General features: G+C 33.3%; 19 protein-coding genes. 4 read left to right on the top strand and 15 right to left on the bottom strand.

What is annotated here, in order from left to right; genetic code table 11:
- Positions 1 to 83: 83 nt before the first annotated feature.
- The 4 genes from FYJ71_RS00535 to FYJ71_RS00520 are packed head-to-tail and all read right to left on the bottom strand — an operon-like array spanning position 84 to position 2,888.
- Positions 84 to 920 carry a hypothetical protein gene (locus FYJ71_RS00535; RefSeq protein ID WP_154536905.1) on the bottom strand — a complete coding sequence of 279 codons (837 nt, stop codon included), beginning with the start codon at positions 918 to 920 and terminating at the stop codon, positions 84 to 86.
- Positions 913 to 1,794, bottom strand: a complete 882-nt coding sequence (rsmA, locus tag FYJ71_RS00530; protein WP_154536904.1) for a 16S rRNA (adenine(1518)-N(6)/adenine(1519)-N(6))-dimethyltransferase RsmA — start codon at positions 1,792 to 1,794, stop codon at positions 913 to 915. Before rsmA ends, FYJ71_RS00535 begins: the two co-directional genes overlap by 8 nt.
- Positions 1,795 to 1,798: 4 nt before the next feature.
- Positions 1,799 to 2,353 (bottom strand): ribonuclease M5, encoded by a 555-nt coding sequence (gene rnmV, locus FYJ71_RS00525; RefSeq protein WP_154537508.1) that lies wholly within the window; start codon positions 2,351 to 2,353, stop codon positions 1,799 to 1,801.
- Between the two features lie 16 nt (positions 2,354 to 2,369).
- A complete protein-coding gene (locus FYJ71_RS00520; protein ID WP_154536903.1) occupies positions 2,370 to 2,888 on the bottom strand; it encodes a DUF1836 domain-containing protein in 519 nt (172 codons plus the stop codon).
- Between the two features lie 249 nt (positions 2,889 to 3,137).
- On the opposite strand from FYJ71_RS00520, the gene FYJ71_RS00515 reads away from it, so the two are divergent.
- Both FYJ71_RS00515 and FYJ71_RS00510 read left to right on the top strand, forming a co-directional pair.
- Complete coding sequence (locus tag FYJ71_RS00515; RefSeq protein WP_154536902.1) at positions 3,138 to 3,722, top strand: TetR/AcrR family transcriptional regulator; 585 nt, start codon at positions 3,138 to 3,140, stop codon at positions 3,720 to 3,722.
- Positions 3,723 to 4,391, top strand: a complete 669-nt coding sequence (locus FYJ71_RS00510) for a hypothetical protein (RefSeq protein WP_154536901.1) — start codon at positions 3,723 to 3,725, stop codon at positions 4,389 to 4,391.
- A 94-nt stretch (positions 4,392 to 4,485) separates the two neighbouring features.
- Here the strand turns inward: FYJ71_RS00510 and clpX are convergent, their stop codons facing one another.
- The 7 genes from clpX to FYJ71_RS00475 form a co-directional block, all read right to left on the bottom strand.
- Positions 4,486 to 5,757, bottom strand: a complete 1,272-nt coding sequence (clpX, locus tag FYJ71_RS00505) for an ATP-dependent Clp protease ATP-binding subunit ClpX (RefSeq protein WP_154536900.1) — start codon at positions 5,755 to 5,757, stop codon at positions 4,486 to 4,488.
- A 26-nt stretch (positions 5,758 to 5,783) separates the two neighbouring features.
- Positions 5,784 to 6,368, bottom strand: a complete 585-nt coding sequence (clpP, locus tag FYJ71_RS00500) for an ATP-dependent Clp endopeptidase proteolytic subunit ClpP (protein WP_154536899.1) — start codon at positions 6,366 to 6,368, stop codon at positions 5,784 to 5,786.
- 61 nt (positions 6,369 to 6,429) lie between these two features.
- Positions 6,430 to 7,713, bottom strand: coding sequence for a trigger factor (gene tig / locus FYJ71_RS00495; protein WP_154536898.1), 1,284 nt, complete (start codon positions 7,711 to 7,713; stop codon positions 6,430 to 6,432).
- A 138-nt stretch (positions 7,714 to 7,851) separates the two neighbouring features.
- Complete coding sequence (locus tag FYJ71_RS00490; protein WP_154536897.1) at positions 7,852 to 8,343, bottom strand: metallophosphoesterase family protein; 492 nt, start codon at positions 8,341 to 8,343, stop codon at positions 7,852 to 7,854.
- 71 nt (positions 8,344 to 8,414) lie between these two features.
- Positions 8,415 to 9,839, bottom strand: a complete 1,425-nt coding sequence (rph, locus tag FYJ71_RS00485; RefSeq protein WP_154536896.1) for a ribonuclease PH — start codon at positions 9,837 to 9,839, stop codon at positions 8,415 to 8,417.
- The gene (ligA, locus tag FYJ71_RS00480) at positions 9,839 to 11,845 is read right to left on the bottom strand and encodes an NAD-dependent DNA ligase LigA (RefSeq protein ID WP_408634612.1); all 2,007 of its coding nucleotides are present in this window, start codon (positions 11,843 to 11,845) and stop codon (positions 9,839 to 9,841) included. Before ligA ends, rph begins: the two co-directional genes overlap by 1 nt.
- 215 nt (positions 11,846 to 12,060) lie before the next feature.
- Positions 12,061 to 13,491 carry a glutamate synthase-related protein gene (locus tag FYJ71_RS00475; RefSeq protein ID WP_154536895.1) on the bottom strand — a complete coding sequence of 477 codons (1,431 nt, stop codon included), beginning with the start codon at positions 13,489 to 13,491 and terminating at the stop codon, positions 12,061 to 12,063.
- Between the two features lie 507 nt (positions 13,492 to 13,998).
- On the opposite strand from FYJ71_RS00475, the gene FYJ71_RS00470 reads away from it, so the two are divergent.
- The gene (locus tag FYJ71_RS00470) at positions 13,999 to 14,376 is read left to right on the top strand and encodes a hypothetical protein (RefSeq protein ID WP_154536894.1); all 378 of its coding nucleotides are present in this window, start codon (positions 13,999 to 14,001) and stop codon (positions 14,374 to 14,376) included.
- 145 nt (positions 14,377 to 14,521) lie between these two features.
- Here FYJ71_RS00470 and bcp read toward each other — a convergent pair whose 3' ends face one another.
- The 4 genes from bcp to FYJ71_RS00450 form a co-directional block, all read right to left on the bottom strand.
- Positions 14,522 to 14,989: a thioredoxin-dependent thiol peroxidase gene (gene bcp, locus FYJ71_RS00465; RefSeq protein ID WP_154536893.1), complete on the bottom strand. Its 468-nt coding sequence runs from the start codon at positions 14,987 to 14,989 to the stop codon at positions 14,522 to 14,524.
- A gap of 92 nt (positions 14,990 to 15,081) precedes the next feature.
- The gene (locus FYJ71_RS00460) at positions 15,082 to 16,254 is read right to left on the bottom strand and encodes a M50 family metallopeptidase (protein WP_154536892.1); all 1,173 of its coding nucleotides are present in this window, start codon (positions 16,252 to 16,254) and stop codon (positions 15,082 to 15,084) included.
- A gap of 197 nt (positions 16,255 to 16,451) precedes the next feature.
- Entirely contained in the window at positions 16,452 to 16,703 is a 252-nt protein-coding gene (locus FYJ71_RS00455; protein ID WP_154536891.1) for a hypothetical protein, read from the bottom strand.
- 9 nt (positions 16,704 to 16,712) lie between these two features.
- Positions 16,713 to 17,426, bottom strand: a complete 714-nt coding sequence (locus FYJ71_RS00450; RefSeq protein ID WP_091994925.1) for a YebC/PmpR family DNA-binding transcriptional regulator — start codon at positions 17,424 to 17,426, stop codon at positions 16,713 to 16,715.
- 378 nt (positions 17,427 to 17,804) lie between these two features.
- Here FYJ71_RS00450 and FYJ71_RS00445 point away from each other — a divergent pair, with 378 nt between their 5' ends.
- Positions 17,805 to 19,301 carry a 2-isopropylmalate synthase gene (locus tag FYJ71_RS00445; protein WP_154536890.1) on the top strand — a complete coding sequence of 499 codons (1,497 nt, stop codon included), beginning with the start codon at positions 17,805 to 17,807 and terminating at the stop codon, positions 19,299 to 19,301.
- The last annotated feature ends 10 nt before the right edge of the window (positions 19,302 to 19,311 follow it).

The raw sequence follows: 19,311 nt of genomic DNA, 5'->3' as shown, positions 1-19,311 counted from the left end.
TTTTTTAGTATTGTATCATCATTAATTATCAGTGTAAAGCATAAATAAAAAAATAACCAACTTAATAGCGTTTATTTTAATTTTTATTTAAATACTTCTTTGTCCAAGTAGTTATAAAGGTCTTGGTATACCTCGTAATATGCGACATTATCGCTATTTGTTACCTGAATAAAATCCTTACCCATCGTTTGTATGTCAATTTTATTTCCATTTTTTTCTATTTTTATTGTAAAATTGGTCTTTGTTTTATGAAACTCTTTTTGTGGCTGGATCTTACCAACCTCTCTTTTGTACAAGATTTTATTAATCAAATCATCCTTCTTCCAAGGAAAAACACCTTTCTCCTCATTTCCTTTATAAACTCTTATATCTCCGACTCCATCTTTATTTTTTATGTAATCCACTGATGTATAGATCATCCTCTTATACATGCCTTGAAAATCTTCTTTAACCGAAATCGGAACCTTATAGCTCTCTTTTTTTCCATCACTCTCTACAACAAAGTAATTGAAATCTGTTTCAAACTTGACATTATTATTAGTATTACCTCTATTTTGGGGATTGAACTCGCCCTCAATAGATCTCACCTTTACAAAGGATGTCGATAATCGCTTCAAATTCTCCAGCATTTCACCTTCGATTTTTATATTTTCAACAGAATCATCAGAAATAAATAGCTTCTTACTTTGATTAAATTTCTGCAATGGCTGCATTTTGCTTTCTGCCTTGTTTCTAAGCTCGATATCTTCCTCTATTTTGCTTTTCTCACCCCTCGTATCTATAGAAACAACATCTTCTCCAGTTTTACTTTGAATATAGTTTCTAGAAAGCTTAAATGAAAAAAAGTAAATTACAAAGAACAGTATGATGATTAGTAGAAGTAACAAAGTTTTGTTTAATTTCGACAGCTTATTAAACATTACTTCCCTCCTTTACAGCTCTATTGATGTTATTAGAGAGAACTGCAAACTCGTCAAGACTAAGAGTCTCTCCTCTTCTTTTCTCGTCAATTTTTGACTCTAGCAATATCTGAGATACCACTTTTTTGTCCAAGACACCCATGCTAGAAATAGAGTTCAGAAGAGTTTTCCTCCTTTGACCGAAAGCTGCTTTGACAACCTTGAAAAACAATTCCTCATTATCAACATCGTATTTTTTTTCACCTCTAACTCTCAATGCTATCACGATTGAATCCACATTTGGTTGAGGAACAAACATATGTCTTGGCACCTTTGCAATTATCTCTGTATCACAGTAATACTGCACAGCAACTGAAAGAGCACCAAAATCTTTTCCACCAGGAGATGCATTCATCCTTTCAGCGACCTCCTTTTGAACCATGACTACTATATCTGTCACATTTATCCCTTCTTCCAAAAATCTCATGATAATTGGAGTAGTTATATAATATGGCAAATTTGCTATCAATTTCACCGGACCACCATCTAGATGCTCTTCTACCAATCCTTTAATATCAGCTTTGAGGATATCTTCATTTACAACATTGAAATTTTCATAATCCTCCATTGTGTCCTTCAAAATTGGAATAAGATTCTTATCTATTTCAACAGCCATAACCTTATCTGCTCTAGCCGCAATTTCTCTGGTTAAGGTTCCAATACCAGGACCAACTTCAATAACCTTATCTCCAACTTTCACACCAGATCCTGATATTATTTTATCTATAATATTATCGTCAATTAGAAAATTTTGACCCAGACTCTTATTAAATCTAAATTCATGCTTTTTTACAATTTCCATAGTAGCTTTATGTGACGAAAGCCTTTTATTCATTAATCTACTCACCTTCTTTATTAAATTTCAACACATCTTTTAATGCGTTTTCAAATTCTTCTCTAGTAACTCCATAATTATTTAGCCTACTCAAAAATTGCTTTGAGTTACCATATCCTATTCCCAATATTTTTCCTATTTCATCTCTCAACACTGAAGAATTTTGGGAGCCCACTAACCCATTTCTCATCAGATCTCCATTGTCAAAAGATTTCTCTTTTTTTACAACCTCAGTCCTAACTTTTGAAAGTGCTAATTTTATACTCTCTGGACTAGCATTTTCAACTCCTATATCTCCATCCTTCAATGCGCTCTCACGTGGTAAAAAAGCGTGTTTACAGCCAGGTACTTCACTGGCTATTTTTTTTCTAATTTTCTCGCCTGCAAAATCAGGATCGGTGAAAATTATGATACCTCTCTTAACACTTGCTGTTTTTATTCTCTCCATAACGCCCTTTGGAAAACCAAATCCACCTGTTGCAATCAGTTCACAGTCAACAGCTCTTTTTACCGCATCTATGTCATCTCTACCCTCGACAACAACTACTTCCTTTATCATCTTTTCCTCACTTATTTCATTCATTCTTTTCTCTATTTATTATCAGCCTTGCAGCCTCACTAAGAACATTTGAGTAATAGCACAATAATAAAACATCCATCATCTTTTCCGTTGTATCTCTATCTTCCTCTTTGTTGAAGGATTCAATATCATTTGACAAAAAATCCAAAGTCAATTTATTTAAATTTTCCTTTTTCCTTAGAAATCCCTTGTATATTTTCTCATAGTTGTCAAAATCATCAAACGCATCTTTTATCTCAGTTAGACTAATTTCCCTCTTAAGCATACAAATGATTATTATCATTAAAATATGTTCTTTATTGTATTTCTTTTTTATTGCAGGTTTAATAATACCAGCCTTTACATAGTTATTTATCATTGTCTTTGTCAAAGCTTGCTCTTGTTCATTATATGGAAAAAATTTATCAAAAATATTTAATACCTGATCCATGTAAAGATCAATATTTGGAATCTCTTCCACCTTCAAGTCCTCTTTTTCCATTATACTGTCTATTATTTCATATAGATTATACATAAAAACACTCCACTATACCTTAATTGGTATCTAATATACAGGTCAAAATACGAAAATATAAGCTTACTTTCATATCTCACACTTTGTTACCTTTATCATAAAAATTATTATATCATAAATACCAGTGAAAATACATTTTCAAGAAAATTAAATCTATCTGATTTTTATAAAAAAACTACTATTGACAAATGACACCGTGTCACTTATAATTCATATATACTTTATTAAATATTGTTGACAGAGGTTCTTATGCCAAAAAATACATTTTATAATTTACCACCTGAAAAAAGGGAGAAAATTTACGAGGCTCTTCGTGAGGAGTTCAATTCTAATCCTTTTAACAAGGCTAGTGTAAAGGATATTGTCGAAAATCTGAATATCTCAAGAGGTAGCTTTTATCAATATTTCGAGGACTTGGAGGAAAGTTATTTCACCATTCTCTTAAAGGAAACCACTGATATACACTCACTATTTATTGAAATATTGAAAAATGAGAATTTCGATTTATGTCAATCATTGGAAAAATTTGGCGACAGAATATCCAAACTAATTTTTGATGAAAGAAGATATACTCTGTACAAATACAGATTTCTTTATTGGAATGAGGATCTTGAGAAGAGATGGATTGAGTTTTACAAAAAACAAGGTATGGAATGTAAACACCATTCAAAAAATTGCATTGACAATATCGGCATAAATTACGAAAAAATAAACTTTATCAAAGCAGTAATCCATAATATCATCAAGAGGACCTTTCAAGAGAATTTTAGCAAAGAAACTTTTTTGATAAAGTATAACCAATATATTAATTGGATAATTAAAGGAGTTGATTAGATGGGTGTTTTTGAAAGTATATTTGATATTGCATACCTACTTATTGTAATATCATTGGGAATTAAATTATTAAATAACAAAAAATCAGGAGGAAGGCTTTTTGGTATAATGGCAATTCTACTGGGAGCTGGAGATGCCTTTCATTTGGTGCCTCGAATAATTTCTCATTTTACAGCAAATGGATTTGAGAAAAACGTCGTGGCTTTATCTTGGGGGCAATTTGTAACTAGTATCACGATGACAATCTTCTATGTGTTATTCTATCATTACTATAGAAACTTGAGCGGTGATACTGACGATAGAAAAAAATTTGCCATCTATATACTGGCGATTGCTAGAATAATTCTAGTCTTACTACCTCAAAACAATTGGGGAACTGCTGATGGAAATTATTTGTTTGGTATATATAGAAACATTCCATTTGCAATACTTGGACTACTCTTGATCATTTGGACGTACAAGCAAAAAAATACTACGGGTCTGAAGCATATGAGTTTACTAATTTTTCTAAGCTTTGCATTCTATATACCAGTTGTTTTATTAAGTGATTTTATTCCGGCAATCGGAGCCCTAATGTTGCCGAAAACTCTTGCATATCTTGCAATTGTATGGCTGGGATATAGCCACTTTAACTCTGGCAAAAAGACTCAATATGCCACAGTTCGATAATAATCCTGAGATGTATTTCAGCATCACAACATCGATATATAATGACATTAAAAAAACGGCTTACTCTTATATGAGTTTGCCGTTTTTTGTTTCACTATCCACCAATTGGTGTATCATTAACTATATCTCTCACATCTTTATAGATAATGAGTGGTTTTTCATCTTCGTTTTCGATACTGCCCTTAGTCACAATAACTTTTTCAATATTGTCTATCGAAGGAACCTCAAACATTGTTTCCATCAAAGAATGTTCAACGATACTTCTTAGACCTCTGGCACCAGTATTCCTTTCAATTGCCTTCTGAGCTATTGAGCGCAATGCACCCTCATCGAATTCGATTTTCACATCATCATATTCAAATAGCTTTGAATACTGCTTGACAAGAGAATTTTTTGGCTCTGTAAGTATTCTGACCAACGATTCTTCATCCAATAATTCTAAGGTAGCAATAACAGGAATTCTACCTACAAACTCTGGAATCATACCAAATTTTAGTAAATCGTCAGGAATAACTTTTGAATACAGTTTTCCCAAATCAATATCAGCCTTGCTCTCTATTTTTGCTCCAAAGCCTAAAACCTTCTGATTTCCTCTTCTCTTAATGATCTTTTCTATACCATCAAACGCTCCACCAAGAATAAACAATATATCAGTTGTATCAACCTTTAAAAATTCTTGATGTGGATGTTTTCTACCTCCTGCTGGAGGAACATTAGCAACAGTACCCTCTAATATCTTAAGCAATGCCTGTTGAACACCTTCTCCACTGACATCTCTAGTAATTGAAGGATTTTCAGATTTTCTTGATATTTTATCTATTTCATCAATATAGATTATACCCTTTTGAGCTCTTTCTATATCAAAATCTGCAGCCTGAACCAATTTCAATACAATATTCTCTACATCTTCTCCAACATACCCTGCCTCAGTTAATGTAGTGGCATCCGCTATTGCAAATGGTACATTTAGTATCTTTGCCAAAGTCTGTGCTAACAGAGTCTTACCAGAACCTGTTGGACCCAAAAGAAGTATATTACTCTTTTGAAGCTCTACATCACTCTTTTTACCCTTGGCAGAATAAATTCTCTTGTAGTGATTGTAGACTGCGACAGAAAGTGCTTTTTTAGCCTTACTCTGCCCAATAACATAATCGTCTAGTATTTCCATCATTTCCTTTGGTTTAGGCAAATTACCAGCTTGCAATTCTGCATTTTCATCTATTTCTTCTTTAATTATTTCACCACACAAATCCACGCACTCATCACAGATATATACACCAGGACCTGCTATTATTCTCTTAACTTGATCTTGGCTTTTTCCGCAAAAAGAGCACTTATATTGTTTGTTGTCATCTTGTTTTGGCAATAATTTCACCTCCTACGAAAATACTACTATTTTCTGTTTTCTATTACTTCATCAATCAAGCCAAAATTCATGGCTTCTTCTGCAGTCATAAAGTTATCACGTTCCGTATTTTCCTTTACAACTTCGATAGGTTTTCCAGTTCTTTCTGACAATATTTTGTTTAACTTTTCTTTAGTTTCAAGTAAATATCTAGTATGTATTTCTACATCTGTAGCCTGACCCCTAGATCCACCAAGAGGTTGATGTATCATGATTGTACTGTTAGGAAGAGCAAATCTCTTTCCCTTTGCTCCAGCCGCCAAAAGAAATGCGCCCATAGATGCCGCCATACCAATACATATCGTATTTACATCCGCCTTGATATACTGCATAGTATCATAAATAGCAAGACCAGCAGTTACACTTCCACCAGGAGAATTTATATACAGGTGTATATCTTTGTCTGGATCATCTGCCTCTAAAAATAGCAACTGAGCCACGACCAAGCTAGCAGTGACATCATTCACTTCATCACCCAAGAAAATAATTCTATCTTTTAGTAGTCTTGAATAAATATCATATGACCTTTCACCTCTACCGTCTTGCTCTATTACATAAGGAACTAATGCCATATTTCTACCTCCTCATTTTATTTTAGTAAAGACCACAAGAAATATTGTGGTCCTCATTTCACTATATTAAGTTTGCTTTTTCTAACAATAAATCGACTGCTTTTTCAGTTCTGATTCTGTCAGCAATATTTTCTTTTTCTGCATCTCCTATAGAAGATTTTATTTTATCAATTTCTATCTGATACATTTTTGCAAAGTTTTCTAAATCTTTTTCAATATCTTCGTCAGTAGCTTCAACCTTTTCAAGCTCAACAATCTTTTCAACTATTAGAGCATGCTTAACCATAGCCTTTGCTTCGTCTCTTCTTGCTTCTCTTATATCTTCAATTGACTGACCAGATAATTCAGCAAATTTTTCTAGTGACCAGCCTTGATAGCTTAATTGCATATTTATATCTTGTAACTGTCTATCCAATTGTGCCTCAACCATAGAATTTGGTATATCTATCTCAACACCTTCTGCAACTTTTTCAACTACTTTATTTCTCATTTCAGACTTGGCGTTCTGATCTGCCTCTTCTTGCTTCTTTGTTCTTATATCATTTTTTAATTCTTCCAAAGATTCAAATTCAGTAGTATCTTGAGCAAATGAATCATCTAGTTCAGGAAGCTCCTTAACCTTTACTTCATTTATCTTAACCTTGAATACAACAGGCTTTCCAGCTAATTCTTCAGCTGGATAATCTTCTGGGAATGTCACATTTACATCGAATTCATCTCCAGTTGACTTTCCAACCAATTGTTCTTCAAAACCTGGTATGAATGTTCCAGATCCAACCTCAAGTGAATACCCTTCAGATGTACCACCTTCAAAAGGCACTCCATCAAGTGTTCCAGCAAAATCAATTACTGCGACATTACCATTTTCTACTGGTGACTCTACAGTTACCATTCTCGATTGCTTTTCAAGAAGTGCATTAAGCTCCTCGTCGATCATTTCATCAGTAACAGTGCTATCTACCTTTTCTACATCAACTCCAAAGTAGTTTTCTATAGTAAATTCAGGCTTCACATCTACCATTACTGCTAGAACTAATCCACCATCATCTTTAATTTCTTTTATGTCTATATCCGGCTGTGAAACAACTTCAAGCTTCAATTCTTCAACTGCTACTGGATATACCTCTGGTAGTAAAATATCCAATGCATCATTGAAGAAAACTCCCTTTCCATAATTTAGTTCTATTATTTTTCTAGGAGCCTTACCTTTTCTGAACCCTGCAATATTATATCTAGATTTAGTTTTGTTGTAAGCCTTATCTATAGCTTTGTCAAATTCAACGGCATCAATAGCCATTTCAAATGTAACAGAATATCCTTCTTTTTTAATTAATTCTGATTTCATAAAATCCTCCCTGTATAATCAATTTTGTACTTATATCATCTATGCAACTTTGCACACTTTAACATAATGATTATACTACAAAATATGTTCAAATGCACGCATTTTAGTGAAATATGTACATATAGTATCACAAAAAATTTAAATTAAGCTTAATACTTTGACGTTAAAATATTCAAACGAATATGAGCCATTTTCTATTTCCATTATCACATAGCTTCCGTATAGTCCATCTCTAGGCTGAGATAAACTTCCTGGATTTAGAATTTGCACACCAGACACAACCTCATTTGCTTTTATATGTGTATGTCCGAATACTGCGATGTCAGCGCCTTTTTCTTTGGCGTGCTCAGCTAAAATACCAAGATCATACTTAACTCTATGCCTATGACCATGAGTTAGGAAAAACCTTACATTTTCAATCTCAAACTCTACTTCATCTTCGACATTTTCATAGTCACAATTTCCCGCTACGGCTATAACGGGTTTTCCACTTTTCTCAGATAAATAAACAGAATCTTTAAAATGATCACCTGCATGAATTATTAAATCAATACTTTCTTTTATCGTCGGAATGATATTATCCATATTTTTCTTTGATCCATGTGTGTCCGATAAAATAATCACCTTCATACTTCTTTTCTACCTCATTTTTATTTTTTCCCAATTTTCAAGTTATACAAATTAATAAGTTGATTTGAAAACTAGATAGTTCTTTCGTCCAAAATAGCTTTTAATTTTGTCTTCATATCCTCCAACGCTCTAGATCTATGACTCATTGAATTCTTTATTTCTGAAGATAATTCACCAAAGGTTTTTTCATGCCCTTCTGGAATGAACATACAGTCGTATCCAAATCCATTTTCACCTTTTTCCTCAAAATCTATTTTTCCTTCGACTATTCCTCTTGAAAGCATTTCCTTTCCATCAGGAAACACGACTGCTATCACACAAACGAATCTGGCAGTTCTTTTTTCAAATGGAACTCCTTCCAGCTCTGAAAACATCTTTTTTCTATTTTCTTCATCAGTTGCATTTTCTCCAGCATATCTCGCCGAGAATATTCCAGGTCGTTTTCCCAATGCATCAACTTCTATGCCACTGTCGTCTCCAATTGAAATCTTTCCAGTGGCCCTCGCAATCGTCCTAGCCTTTATCAATGCATTGTGTTCAAAGGTCTTTCCATTTTCTACTATCTCGATATCCTGTAATCCGACGTCTTTTAGGGATTTTATTTCAAAATCCAAATCCGAAACCATCGTCCTTATCTCTTCCAATTTGTGCATATTTCCAGTGGCTATTATCGCCTCTCTTTCATATTCACATCCTATTATGCTATCGGCAACTTCTCCCAACACAGCTCTTTGAAGTCTCATTAATTCTCTATTACCCTTTTCTGCGTAATCTAAAATAATTTCAAGCTCTTTTTTTGAAAAAGGTCTTTCTTCTCCGGTTCCCTGTATCTCAATAAATTCTCCTCTATTATTCATAACGACATTTGTGTCAACCTCTGCGCAGGAATCTTCCTCATAACAAACATCCAACAAAACCTCTCCATCAACTACGCCAACACTGACTGCTGAAAGAAGTGAGCTCACTGGCATTTTTTTCAGCTCACCTTTTTTATATAGAGTATAAAGAGCATCTGCCAAAGCCACAAATGCACCAGTGATTGAGGCAGTTCTAGTTCCTCCATCTGCTTGTATCACATCACAGTCAATCCAAATTGTTCTCTCTCCCAATTTTTCCAAATCTACAACCGATCTAATAGATCTACCTATCAATCTCTGTATCTCTTGGCTTCTTCCATCAACCCTGCCTTTATTTACATCTCTTTTCTTTCTTGTAAGAGTCGCACTCGGTATCATAGAATATTCTGCACTTATCCAACCGCTTCCAGTTCCTTTTATAAATGGTGGTACAGCATCATCCACAAAGGCTGTACAGATGACCTTTGTATTTCCCATCTCTATCAGAACAGAACCCTGAGCATATTTTGTGAAATTTCTAGTGATACTTACATTTCTGATTTCATCGCTCTTTCTTCCATCAAATCTCAATCTACAATCGTCTGTATCATTGCTCACTTCAACAACATTTTTTGCTTCATTACAACAAGTATCTTCCATTATTTTAATCCCTCCAAGACATCTTCTTTAGACTCATAATTGATAATTTCATTAAACTTATCTTCATCTATGACTTTTATTCCAAGTGAAACAGCCTTATCCAGCTTTGATCCAGCTTCTTCTCCAGCAAGAACAAATGTAGTCGATTTGCTAACACTTGACGTCGCCTTTCCACCTCTTGCCTCTATCATTTCTTTTGCATCATTACGCTTTAGACTTGGAAGTGTTCCAGTCAATACTATCTTCATTCCTTCGAATATTTTTGCAACCTCTGAATATTTGTTTGCATTAGATTCAAAGTTTAAACCAGCGTCTCTCAATTTCTCAATCGTTCTAAGATTTCTATCCTCATCAAAAAATTTAACAACACTGTCAGACATTATCTCTCCAAATTCGTCTATCTCTATCAAATCTTCAAATTTGGCATTTATTATCTCATCCATGTTGCTAAATCTATTGGCTAACAATTTGGCACCCTTTACACCTACGAACTTTATTCCCAAGCCGTTGATTAATCTCCACAATTCATTTGCCTTTGACTTTTCTATCGCATTCATTAAATTGGAAACAGATTTTTCTCCCATTCTGTCCAAAGTCACAATTTTTTCAAAATCCATATAATACAAATCAGAAATGTCGTTTATAATGCCATTATCAAGAAGAGTTGTTATTATTGACTCACCCATACCATCTATATTCATAGCATCCCTAGATACAAAATGAATAATGCCTCTCCTAATTTGAGCCGGACAAGAAATATTAATACACTTAACTGCCGCCTCACCTTCTAATCTAACTGTTTCCTCTCCACAGACAGGGCATTTATCTGGCATCTTGAATTTTACTTCACTGCCATCTCTGTCCTCAGTAAATACTTGTATAACCTGTGGAATTATTTCACCTGCCTTTTGAACGATTACCGTATCACCAATCCTAATATCTCTTTCATTGATATAATCCTCGTTATGCAGAGTTGCTCTACTAACTGTCGTACCAGCCAACCTTACAGGCTCCAAAATTGCAGTCGGAGTTATCGTACCAGTTCTTCCAACCTCTATCTGTATATCTAATAATTTTGTTTTTTTCTTTTCCGCTGGAAATTTATATGCTGTCGCCCATCTAGGACTTTTTGCAGTAAATCCTAGTTCATCCCTTTGTGCAAAAGAATTTACCTTTATTACCATTCCATCGATTTCATACCCAAGTGTCCCTCTATTTTCGGTCCAGTGTTCTATGTGCTTTACAACATCATCAATACTATCGAAAACTCTGAAATTCTCATTTATTTTTATACCTTGCTTACTCATATATTCGAATGATTCACTATGGTTTTTTAATCCCAAAGCCTCAGCATTTTCAAGGTTAAAAACGAATATATCCAATGGCCTTTTCGCCGTCAATTTTGAATCTAGCTGTCTAAGTGAGCCCGCAGCCAAATTTCTAGGATTTGCATAGATTTGCAAATCATGCTCCTCCTGATATCTATTGATATTTTCAAAATCTTGCTTTGAAATATACACCTCACCTCTGACAATCATTTTTTTCTTTTCTTCTATTCTCATAGGTATTGTCTTAACAGTCTTTAAATTTTCCGTCACGTTTTCGCCTACATACCCATCGCCTCTAGTCGCCCCCAAAGTGAAATATCCATCCTCATATGTAAGCCCTACAGACAATCCATCTATCTTAAATTCTACAACATACTCGACCTTTCCAGAGCAACCCTCTCTAACTCGCCTGTCAAAATCTCTCAATTCTCCTTCTGAAAATACATTTCCCAAGCTCAACATTGGTACTTCATGAGTATGCTGTTCAAATTTTTCAAGAGCAGCACCACCAACTCTTGAGGATGGTGTATCCTTCCTCTTAAGTGCTGGAAATTTGTCCTCCAAAAATATCAAAATTCTCATTAGTTCATCAAATTCCATATCACTTATCTCGGGATTATCTTCCTTATAATATTTTTCAGAATGATATTCTATAGCCTTAACAAGCTCTTCCATCATCTTATCTACATTATCTGGATCTAATTTATTATTCTCAAATAAATCCATAACCTTACTTAAATCCATATTCGTTACATCAAAGTCCATTATTATCACCAATCTATTAATTATTTTTTTTAAATCTAAACCTTCATTAAATTATATCTTAATATAAGCAAAATAATCAACCCCCACGATAAAACACAGGAGTTGACTATTTTTACTCACTAATTTAATTAAATACTAGAGCCTTGTAACCTTTGACCAGCGTGTCTTATCCCCGTATACATGGCAATATCGCTATCTGTAGTTATCAAATCATTAATATCAATACCATGAATTGAATTATGACCAGTAATTCTTGCAAACATTCTTAATTCCTCATTCGAAACATTTAAAAAATTTGCCACTCTCTGTGCTGCTACATCAATATTTAGTCGCTTTCTCAATTCTGGATCCTGAGTTGCAACACCTACAGGACAGTTTCCACTCCCGCATATTCTATACTGCTGACACGCGGCAGCAATCAAGCCTGATGTTGCAATAGCAACGGCATCTGCTCCCATAGCAATTGCTTTTGCAAAATCACCAGACACTCTCAATCCGCCAGTAATTACCAAGCTAATATCTGAGTTTATTGAATCCAAATACTTTCTGGCTCGGGAAAGTGCATATATTGTTGGAACAGAAGTCGATTCTCTTAATAAAAATGGACTGGAGCCTGTCGCACCACCTCTTCCATCAATCGTTATAAAATCTGGTTCTGCAAAAACACAATGCTCCAGATCATCCTCTATTCTTCCTGCTGCAATTTTTATTCCAATCGGTCTGCCTCCAGATTTTTCTCTAAGCATATCAACCATTTCCTTTAAGTCTTCTTTACTGTTAATTTCTGGAAATTTACTTGGACTCTGAATATCTTCTCCTGCTTTTTTTCCTCTGATAGCAGCAATCTCAGGAGTTACTTTTTCGCCAGGAAGATGCCCACCCATCCCAGGCTTAGTCCCCTGACCAATTTTTATTTCTATAGCATCTGAAGATTTTAGATTTTCATCTGTAACACTATATTTGTTTGGGATATATTCAAATATATACTTATATGCAGATTCTTTTTCATCTTGAAGAATGCCACCCTCACCACTGCACATCGCAGTCTTTGCCATTGAACTGCCCTTTGATAAAGCAATTTTTACCTCTTTTGATAATGCACCAAATGACATATGAGAAATATACACTGGAGTCTCTATTACCATTGGTTTTTTTGCATTTTTACCTATCACTGTTTTTGTTTCAACAAAATCCTCGTCATTCATTGGTGGTGGGTTTAACTGCGCACCCATAAATAGTATGTCATCCCAGCTTGGCAGCTTCATTTGAGTCCCCATCGCACCATCGATCGATTTTCCAGAAATAGCCATCTGATGAATTTCTGCCATATATCTGTCATTTTTATCAACTCTGACGTACTTAGGATCATATGATAACTCATGATCATACGAGTAAACATTTTCCTGAATATCAGATGCTTCCATATTGGATTCTTCCACAAGCTCAAATTTGGAAATATCCTGCTTACAGACTGGACATTTATCTAGGTCCGATAATTTTTTACCTTCTTTTTCCTCGTCAAAAACCATATTGCAAACTCTACATTTATATATTGCCATAAAATTACCTCCCATACCAAATATAGATTATTATCTAATTATATATTAATTTTTAATATTCTGATATATCTTAGTATATCATTTCATAAGTCTAAAGTATGCATATACACAAACAAGCAATAAAGCAATGATTTTTATAGCGATATTAATCATATTATTTATCTTCTTTTCTTTCGGAATAATCTTATTAACAATTAATATCACAATATTAAGAAATATTACTATTAAAAAGAGTTCTTTTAAAAATGCTTTATCCATATGCATTCACCCCTTATCTAATATTTAAAACTATTTAAGTCCGATAAAACCAGTGGTAGTATCTACATATTTATCTTAATTAAAAGTATATCATATGTTCCTTATAAAATATATGAGTATGTAATAAATTACCGAATAAATGTAATAACTTACCATCTTGACCAATTGTGATATTTCAAATAAAATTAATTAGTAGGGGGAAATCGATTCTTACAATAAGTATTTTAGATTTTTTATGAGGGGGATAATATGAGGAATGGTAAAATATTCATATCAGTGACTACATTTTTGTATCTATTTTTAAACATACTGATTAACTATGTGGCGTTTAACAAATTGGTACTTATACTTATAATAATATCAAATATAGTCATTTCTTGTTTTTTTACAGTTGAGTATTTGGGTTATAAAAAAAGAATTTTCACATTTATAGTTTCTATGTTGATAATAATAGGAATTCATTTCCTATCCGCATTTTTATTTGAATCTGGTATGACTTTTGCTGCTAGAAAACCGATTGATGATGGAAGGTACTCTTTAATCAAACTATATTCATATATTGGATTTTTTATTGTGCAAAATACATTAAACTATCTTTTATATGCTCAAAAAACTGATACAAATTAACAAAAAAACTAAAATACCCTCTAGTAATAGACTATTTTTCTAATACTAGAGGGTTATATTTTTATATTTCAGTGATGTAAAAAAAGTGGATAATAAAAAATTTCCAGCTGTATCAATCTACCCCGATAGTTGATATCTTAAAAATCTACTTCAAAAAGTCACCGTTCAATATATCTTCTGCATTGGTTGAAGCCTTTAGCCTTTTTCCATCCATAATATCTACTATAGTTCCTTCTTCATCTATCAAAAACGTAGTTCTAACTACTCCAAGGAAAGTTTTTCCGTACATCTTTTTCTCTTTCCAAATACCGTATTTTTGGATAACTTCTATATCTGGGTCTGACAATAAAATAAATGGCAGCTCATGCTTAGCCGCAAAATTAGTATGCGACTTCAAACCATCCTTGCTAATTCCTATTACTACTGCCCCTTTCTCCACAAAATGCGGATAGTTGTCTCTAAAATTGCAAGCCTGTTTTGTGCATCCAGGAGTATTGTCCTTTGGATAAAAATACAATACTACCTTTTTACCTCTAAAATCAGAAAGACTTACCTTATTTCCATCCTTGTCTTCCAATGTAAAGTCTATTGCTTTATCTCCTATATTCATCATTTTCCTCCTTTTAATAATCAATGAATTTTTATAAATAATTTTATTGTATCAATACATATCATATTTTTGTATTAATATGTACTTACAATAACTTAATATATGTCATTATGCTCTCGGATATTATTAATAGATGTTTCTTCATATTTATTTTTTGCAATTTCTAAAAGCTCAGTTTCCGATTTTATTTCTCCTGCATAAGGATATTTGCTCTTTATTTTATTAAAATTAGAAATAGCAAGCTTTGCCTTCTCTATATTCTCATTATAAAGTAGTTCAACTGCATAGTTAAATCTTGGCGTTGAGATATTGTTTTTTAATGCCTTCATCATTTTCTTCAAATCTTTATCATATAACTCTTTCACCAGCTCCATTGAAGGATTTTCCGATATCAGCTCCAAGTAAATCCTGTCAGCTTTAATTACTTCTCTATGAACATTTATGATATTGAAATCTGATTCCAGCAAATAATCAATTTTTTCTTTTGCTTCATCAAACCTTTGTTCATCCATCAATTTTCCACAATACAATACTGCATTCGCAGCACCCATAACATTATTCAGCTCACTATCTGATGGCATTTCAATCAATTCATTCGGTATATCTCTAACTCTCTTATCCAACGTCAAATACTCCATCAGCTTTAACTGCATAAAAAAACATTTTCTCGATTTCTTATTCCTAATCATCGTCATTATATTGTATCCATCATTTGATATACCAAAATTTAGAGGGAATAAATTTATTATAGCAAAAAACACTCCCAAAAAAATTGTTTCACTCAAAAATATCGTTAAAAGTACGTGCATATTCGGAAATAAATTCAAAAATAATAACGATATTGCTGCAGCAAATAAATTAATTAAACCTCCACCCAAATTATACAGAACAAAAGGCATATCGTCATCTAGTCTTTCAGGAGACATTATGCATTGACCAGCCGTTCCCGGAAAAGAAAAACTAGCCAACTTATATCCATTTTCCTTTCTAATAAGCGTAATATTTCCTACTCTAAACGAAAGAAATTTATATCCTGTAAACAAACCAAATATCCTATGACCTAGCTCATGAATAATAATCTGCGAATAAACCACTATTATCGTAACTATTGCAAATATTGCAATATCTAATCCGAAACTATTTGTCAGGCTTGTTGAAGCTATCATTTTTCCCAAGTATTTTCCTGCAAATAAGCCTACAAACCCTCCTATTAACATAAGTATCAGTGTAGCAAAAGCTGAATTTTTCTTTTTCCTATTTCTCCCCATAAAACACCTCTTTTAGAACAATATTTTTACATTAATTTTAAGTATTATAAAAAAGAATTAAGAACAGTACCTATATATCAAAATAGCTATTATTCTTAATTCCATATTCATATATTACTTTATAGATTAACCAAATTGCTAGATTGACCTTCTAGACTTCCCCTATATACATTCCATTCAGCCTTTTCTGAATCTTATTAGTCTTCACTTTCCAAATAAAATTCTTCGTACAAAGCCTCACACATCTCAACTGCAGATGCTTCTGGAATATACGGCGCTCTATATGTTTTTATATAAAGTATTACAGTATCGCTCACTTTATAAACATCAACCTCGATTACTTTTTCTCCATTTTCCTCTAACTCCCTATAGTTAAAGAAAAATGTACCTATTTCGTAACCCTCTACGGATTTTTTTCTAACTTCAAATTCAACTCCGATATTTTCCATATTGTTCACCTAAAATTCCCAATTGTGATGAACATTTTGAACATCGTCGTCTGCTTCCAGTACATCTAGAAGTTTTTCCATAGACTTTATCTGACCCTCTTCCTCCAAAACAGAAGTAGTTTGTGGTATTAGCTTCACATCTGCAAATATAAACTTGTATCCCTTTTCTTCCAATCCGTCTCTAACTGTATTAAAGTCTTCTGGAGCAGTAATTATCTCAAAACCGTCTTCATCTGGAATAAAATCCTCTGCTCCTAATTCCAATGAATCTTCCATCAATTTATCTTCCTCAGCATCTTCATTTGAGATAAATATCTGACCCTTTCTATCAAACATAAAAGATACACAGCCTTGAGTTCCCAAATTACCATTATTTTTATCAAAGTAATATCTAACATTTCCAGCTGTTCTGTTCTTATTATCAGTCAATGTTTCCACGATTACAGCCACTCCACCTGGTCCGTAGCCTTCATATACAATCGGCTCGAAGTTATCTCCTTCGCCACCACCAATACCTTTTTTTATTGCTCTGTCAATATTGTCATTCGGCATATTGTCTGCTTTTGCCTTAACAATTGCAGTTTTCAGTGCTGCATTATACTCTGGATCTCCTCCACCTTGTCTGGCAGCAACAGAAATCGCCCTTGCGTGTTTTGTAAACACATTTGATCTCGCAGCATCTTGTTTTCCTTTTCTAGCTTCTATATTATGAATACGTCCCATAAAATAACACTCCTTAATACTATTTTTTATTAAATAACCTATATATAATTATAATCACTTGATTTGATTTTTTCCCATACTATTTTAACATATTGACAATAATAAGTAAATATGTGTAATTTACCATTAAAACGAAAAGCTTGTCTCAAACACATGATACCTTTTTAATATTCTAAAAATTCCATCTATTTATCCGTATATAAAATGGACAAATAAAATTATTGAAATAATTTTCTGATTTTTCCTAATTTTCTATTGACTTTATTTTAATAACATGTTACTATACTTTTCATACCTCATTAATAATATGTTTTTTCGTTATATTATTATGTAGTTCATGGTTTTTGTATTAAATATATGCACAAAGGAGGATTAAATATGAAAACAATTAAAATTTTTGACACAACGCTAAGAGATGGAGAACAAACGCCAAAAGTTAGTATGAATATAGATGATAAAGTGAAAATAGCAAAACAGCTCGAAAAGTTAGGAGTAGATATCATCGAAGCTGGATTTGCATTTGCTTCTGAGGGAGACTTCGAAGCAGTCAAAAAAGTGGCTGAATCAGTTACAAAACCAATAGTGTGTTCTTTGGCAAGAGCAAAAAAATCTGATATTGAAAGAGCTGCTGAGGCCTTAAAAAATGCCAAGCATCCAAGAATTCACACTTTTATAGCAACAAGTGACATACATCTTGAAAACAAACTAAACATGACCCAAGATGAATGCTTGAATCACGCTGTTGAAATGGTAAAATATGCAAAAACATTTATAGATGATATTCAGTTTTCTGCTGAAGACGCTACTCGTACTGATAAGGAATTTTTGGTACGAATTTTTTCTGCCGTAATTGAGGCTGGCGCAACAGTAATCAACATACCTGATACCGTCGGTTTTTCCCAACCTCATGAGTATTTTGAGTTGATCGAGTACATAAAAGAAAACACGAAGGGTATTGAAAACGTCGATATTTCCCTACATTGTCATGATGATTTGGGATTGGCAGTATCGAACGCATTGACTGGAGTTTTTGCAGGGGCTACACAAGTTGAATGTACTATTAATGGATTGGGGGAAAGAGCTGGTAATTCAGCACTTGAAGAAGTCGTTATGGCAATTGATTCAAGAAGCGATTACTACAATGCCAAAACAAATATTGTAACTGAAGAAATCTACCCGACATCGAAATTAGTTTCTTCAATTTCGAATGTAGATATATCTCCAACAAAATCAATAATAGGAACAAACTGCTTTTTGCACGAATCCGGAATACATCAAGATGGTGTAATAAAAAATAGGGCAACATACGAAATTATGGACCCATCAAGAATTGGTATTCCTCAGCACGATAATCTTGTATTGGGAAAACATTCTGGAAGGCACGCATTTAAAAAATTCCTTGAGTCAAACAAAATTAACGTTCCTGAAGAAAATATTAATGATTATTTTAAAAAGTTTAAAAAATTAACAGATACTAAGAAATATGTAACAGTTGAAGATATTATAAATATTGTGAACGAAATAGAAGTAAACAATGACAACTATCATTTAAAAAGCTATCATGCCAATAACGTTGACAATAAGAATGTTGTTACAGTTACATTGACTAGAAATGGACAAGACTATGTTGAAAGCGCTGAAGGAAATGGTCCTGTAGACGCATCGTACAAGGCTATAAATAAAATTATTAATAAGACAATAACGTTGTTAGATTTTAATGTTTCTGCAATTTCTGACAAGAGCGATGCAAAGGGCGAGGCAAAGGTTAAAATGAAATATGACAACAAATCTATAAGCACTTATGGATTGTCAAATGACATAATTCAGGCATCAATAGAAGCATATGTACAAGGCATCAATAAGCTAGGTTTATAAGGAGTGTATT

The sequence above is a fragment of the Peptostreptococcus porci genome (assembly GCF_009695815.1).
Lineage (GTDB): Bacteria > Bacillota > Clostridia > Peptostreptococcales > Peptostreptococcaceae > Peptostreptococcus > Peptostreptococcus porci.
This window is presented reverse-complemented; position numbering and strand designations above follow the sequence as displayed.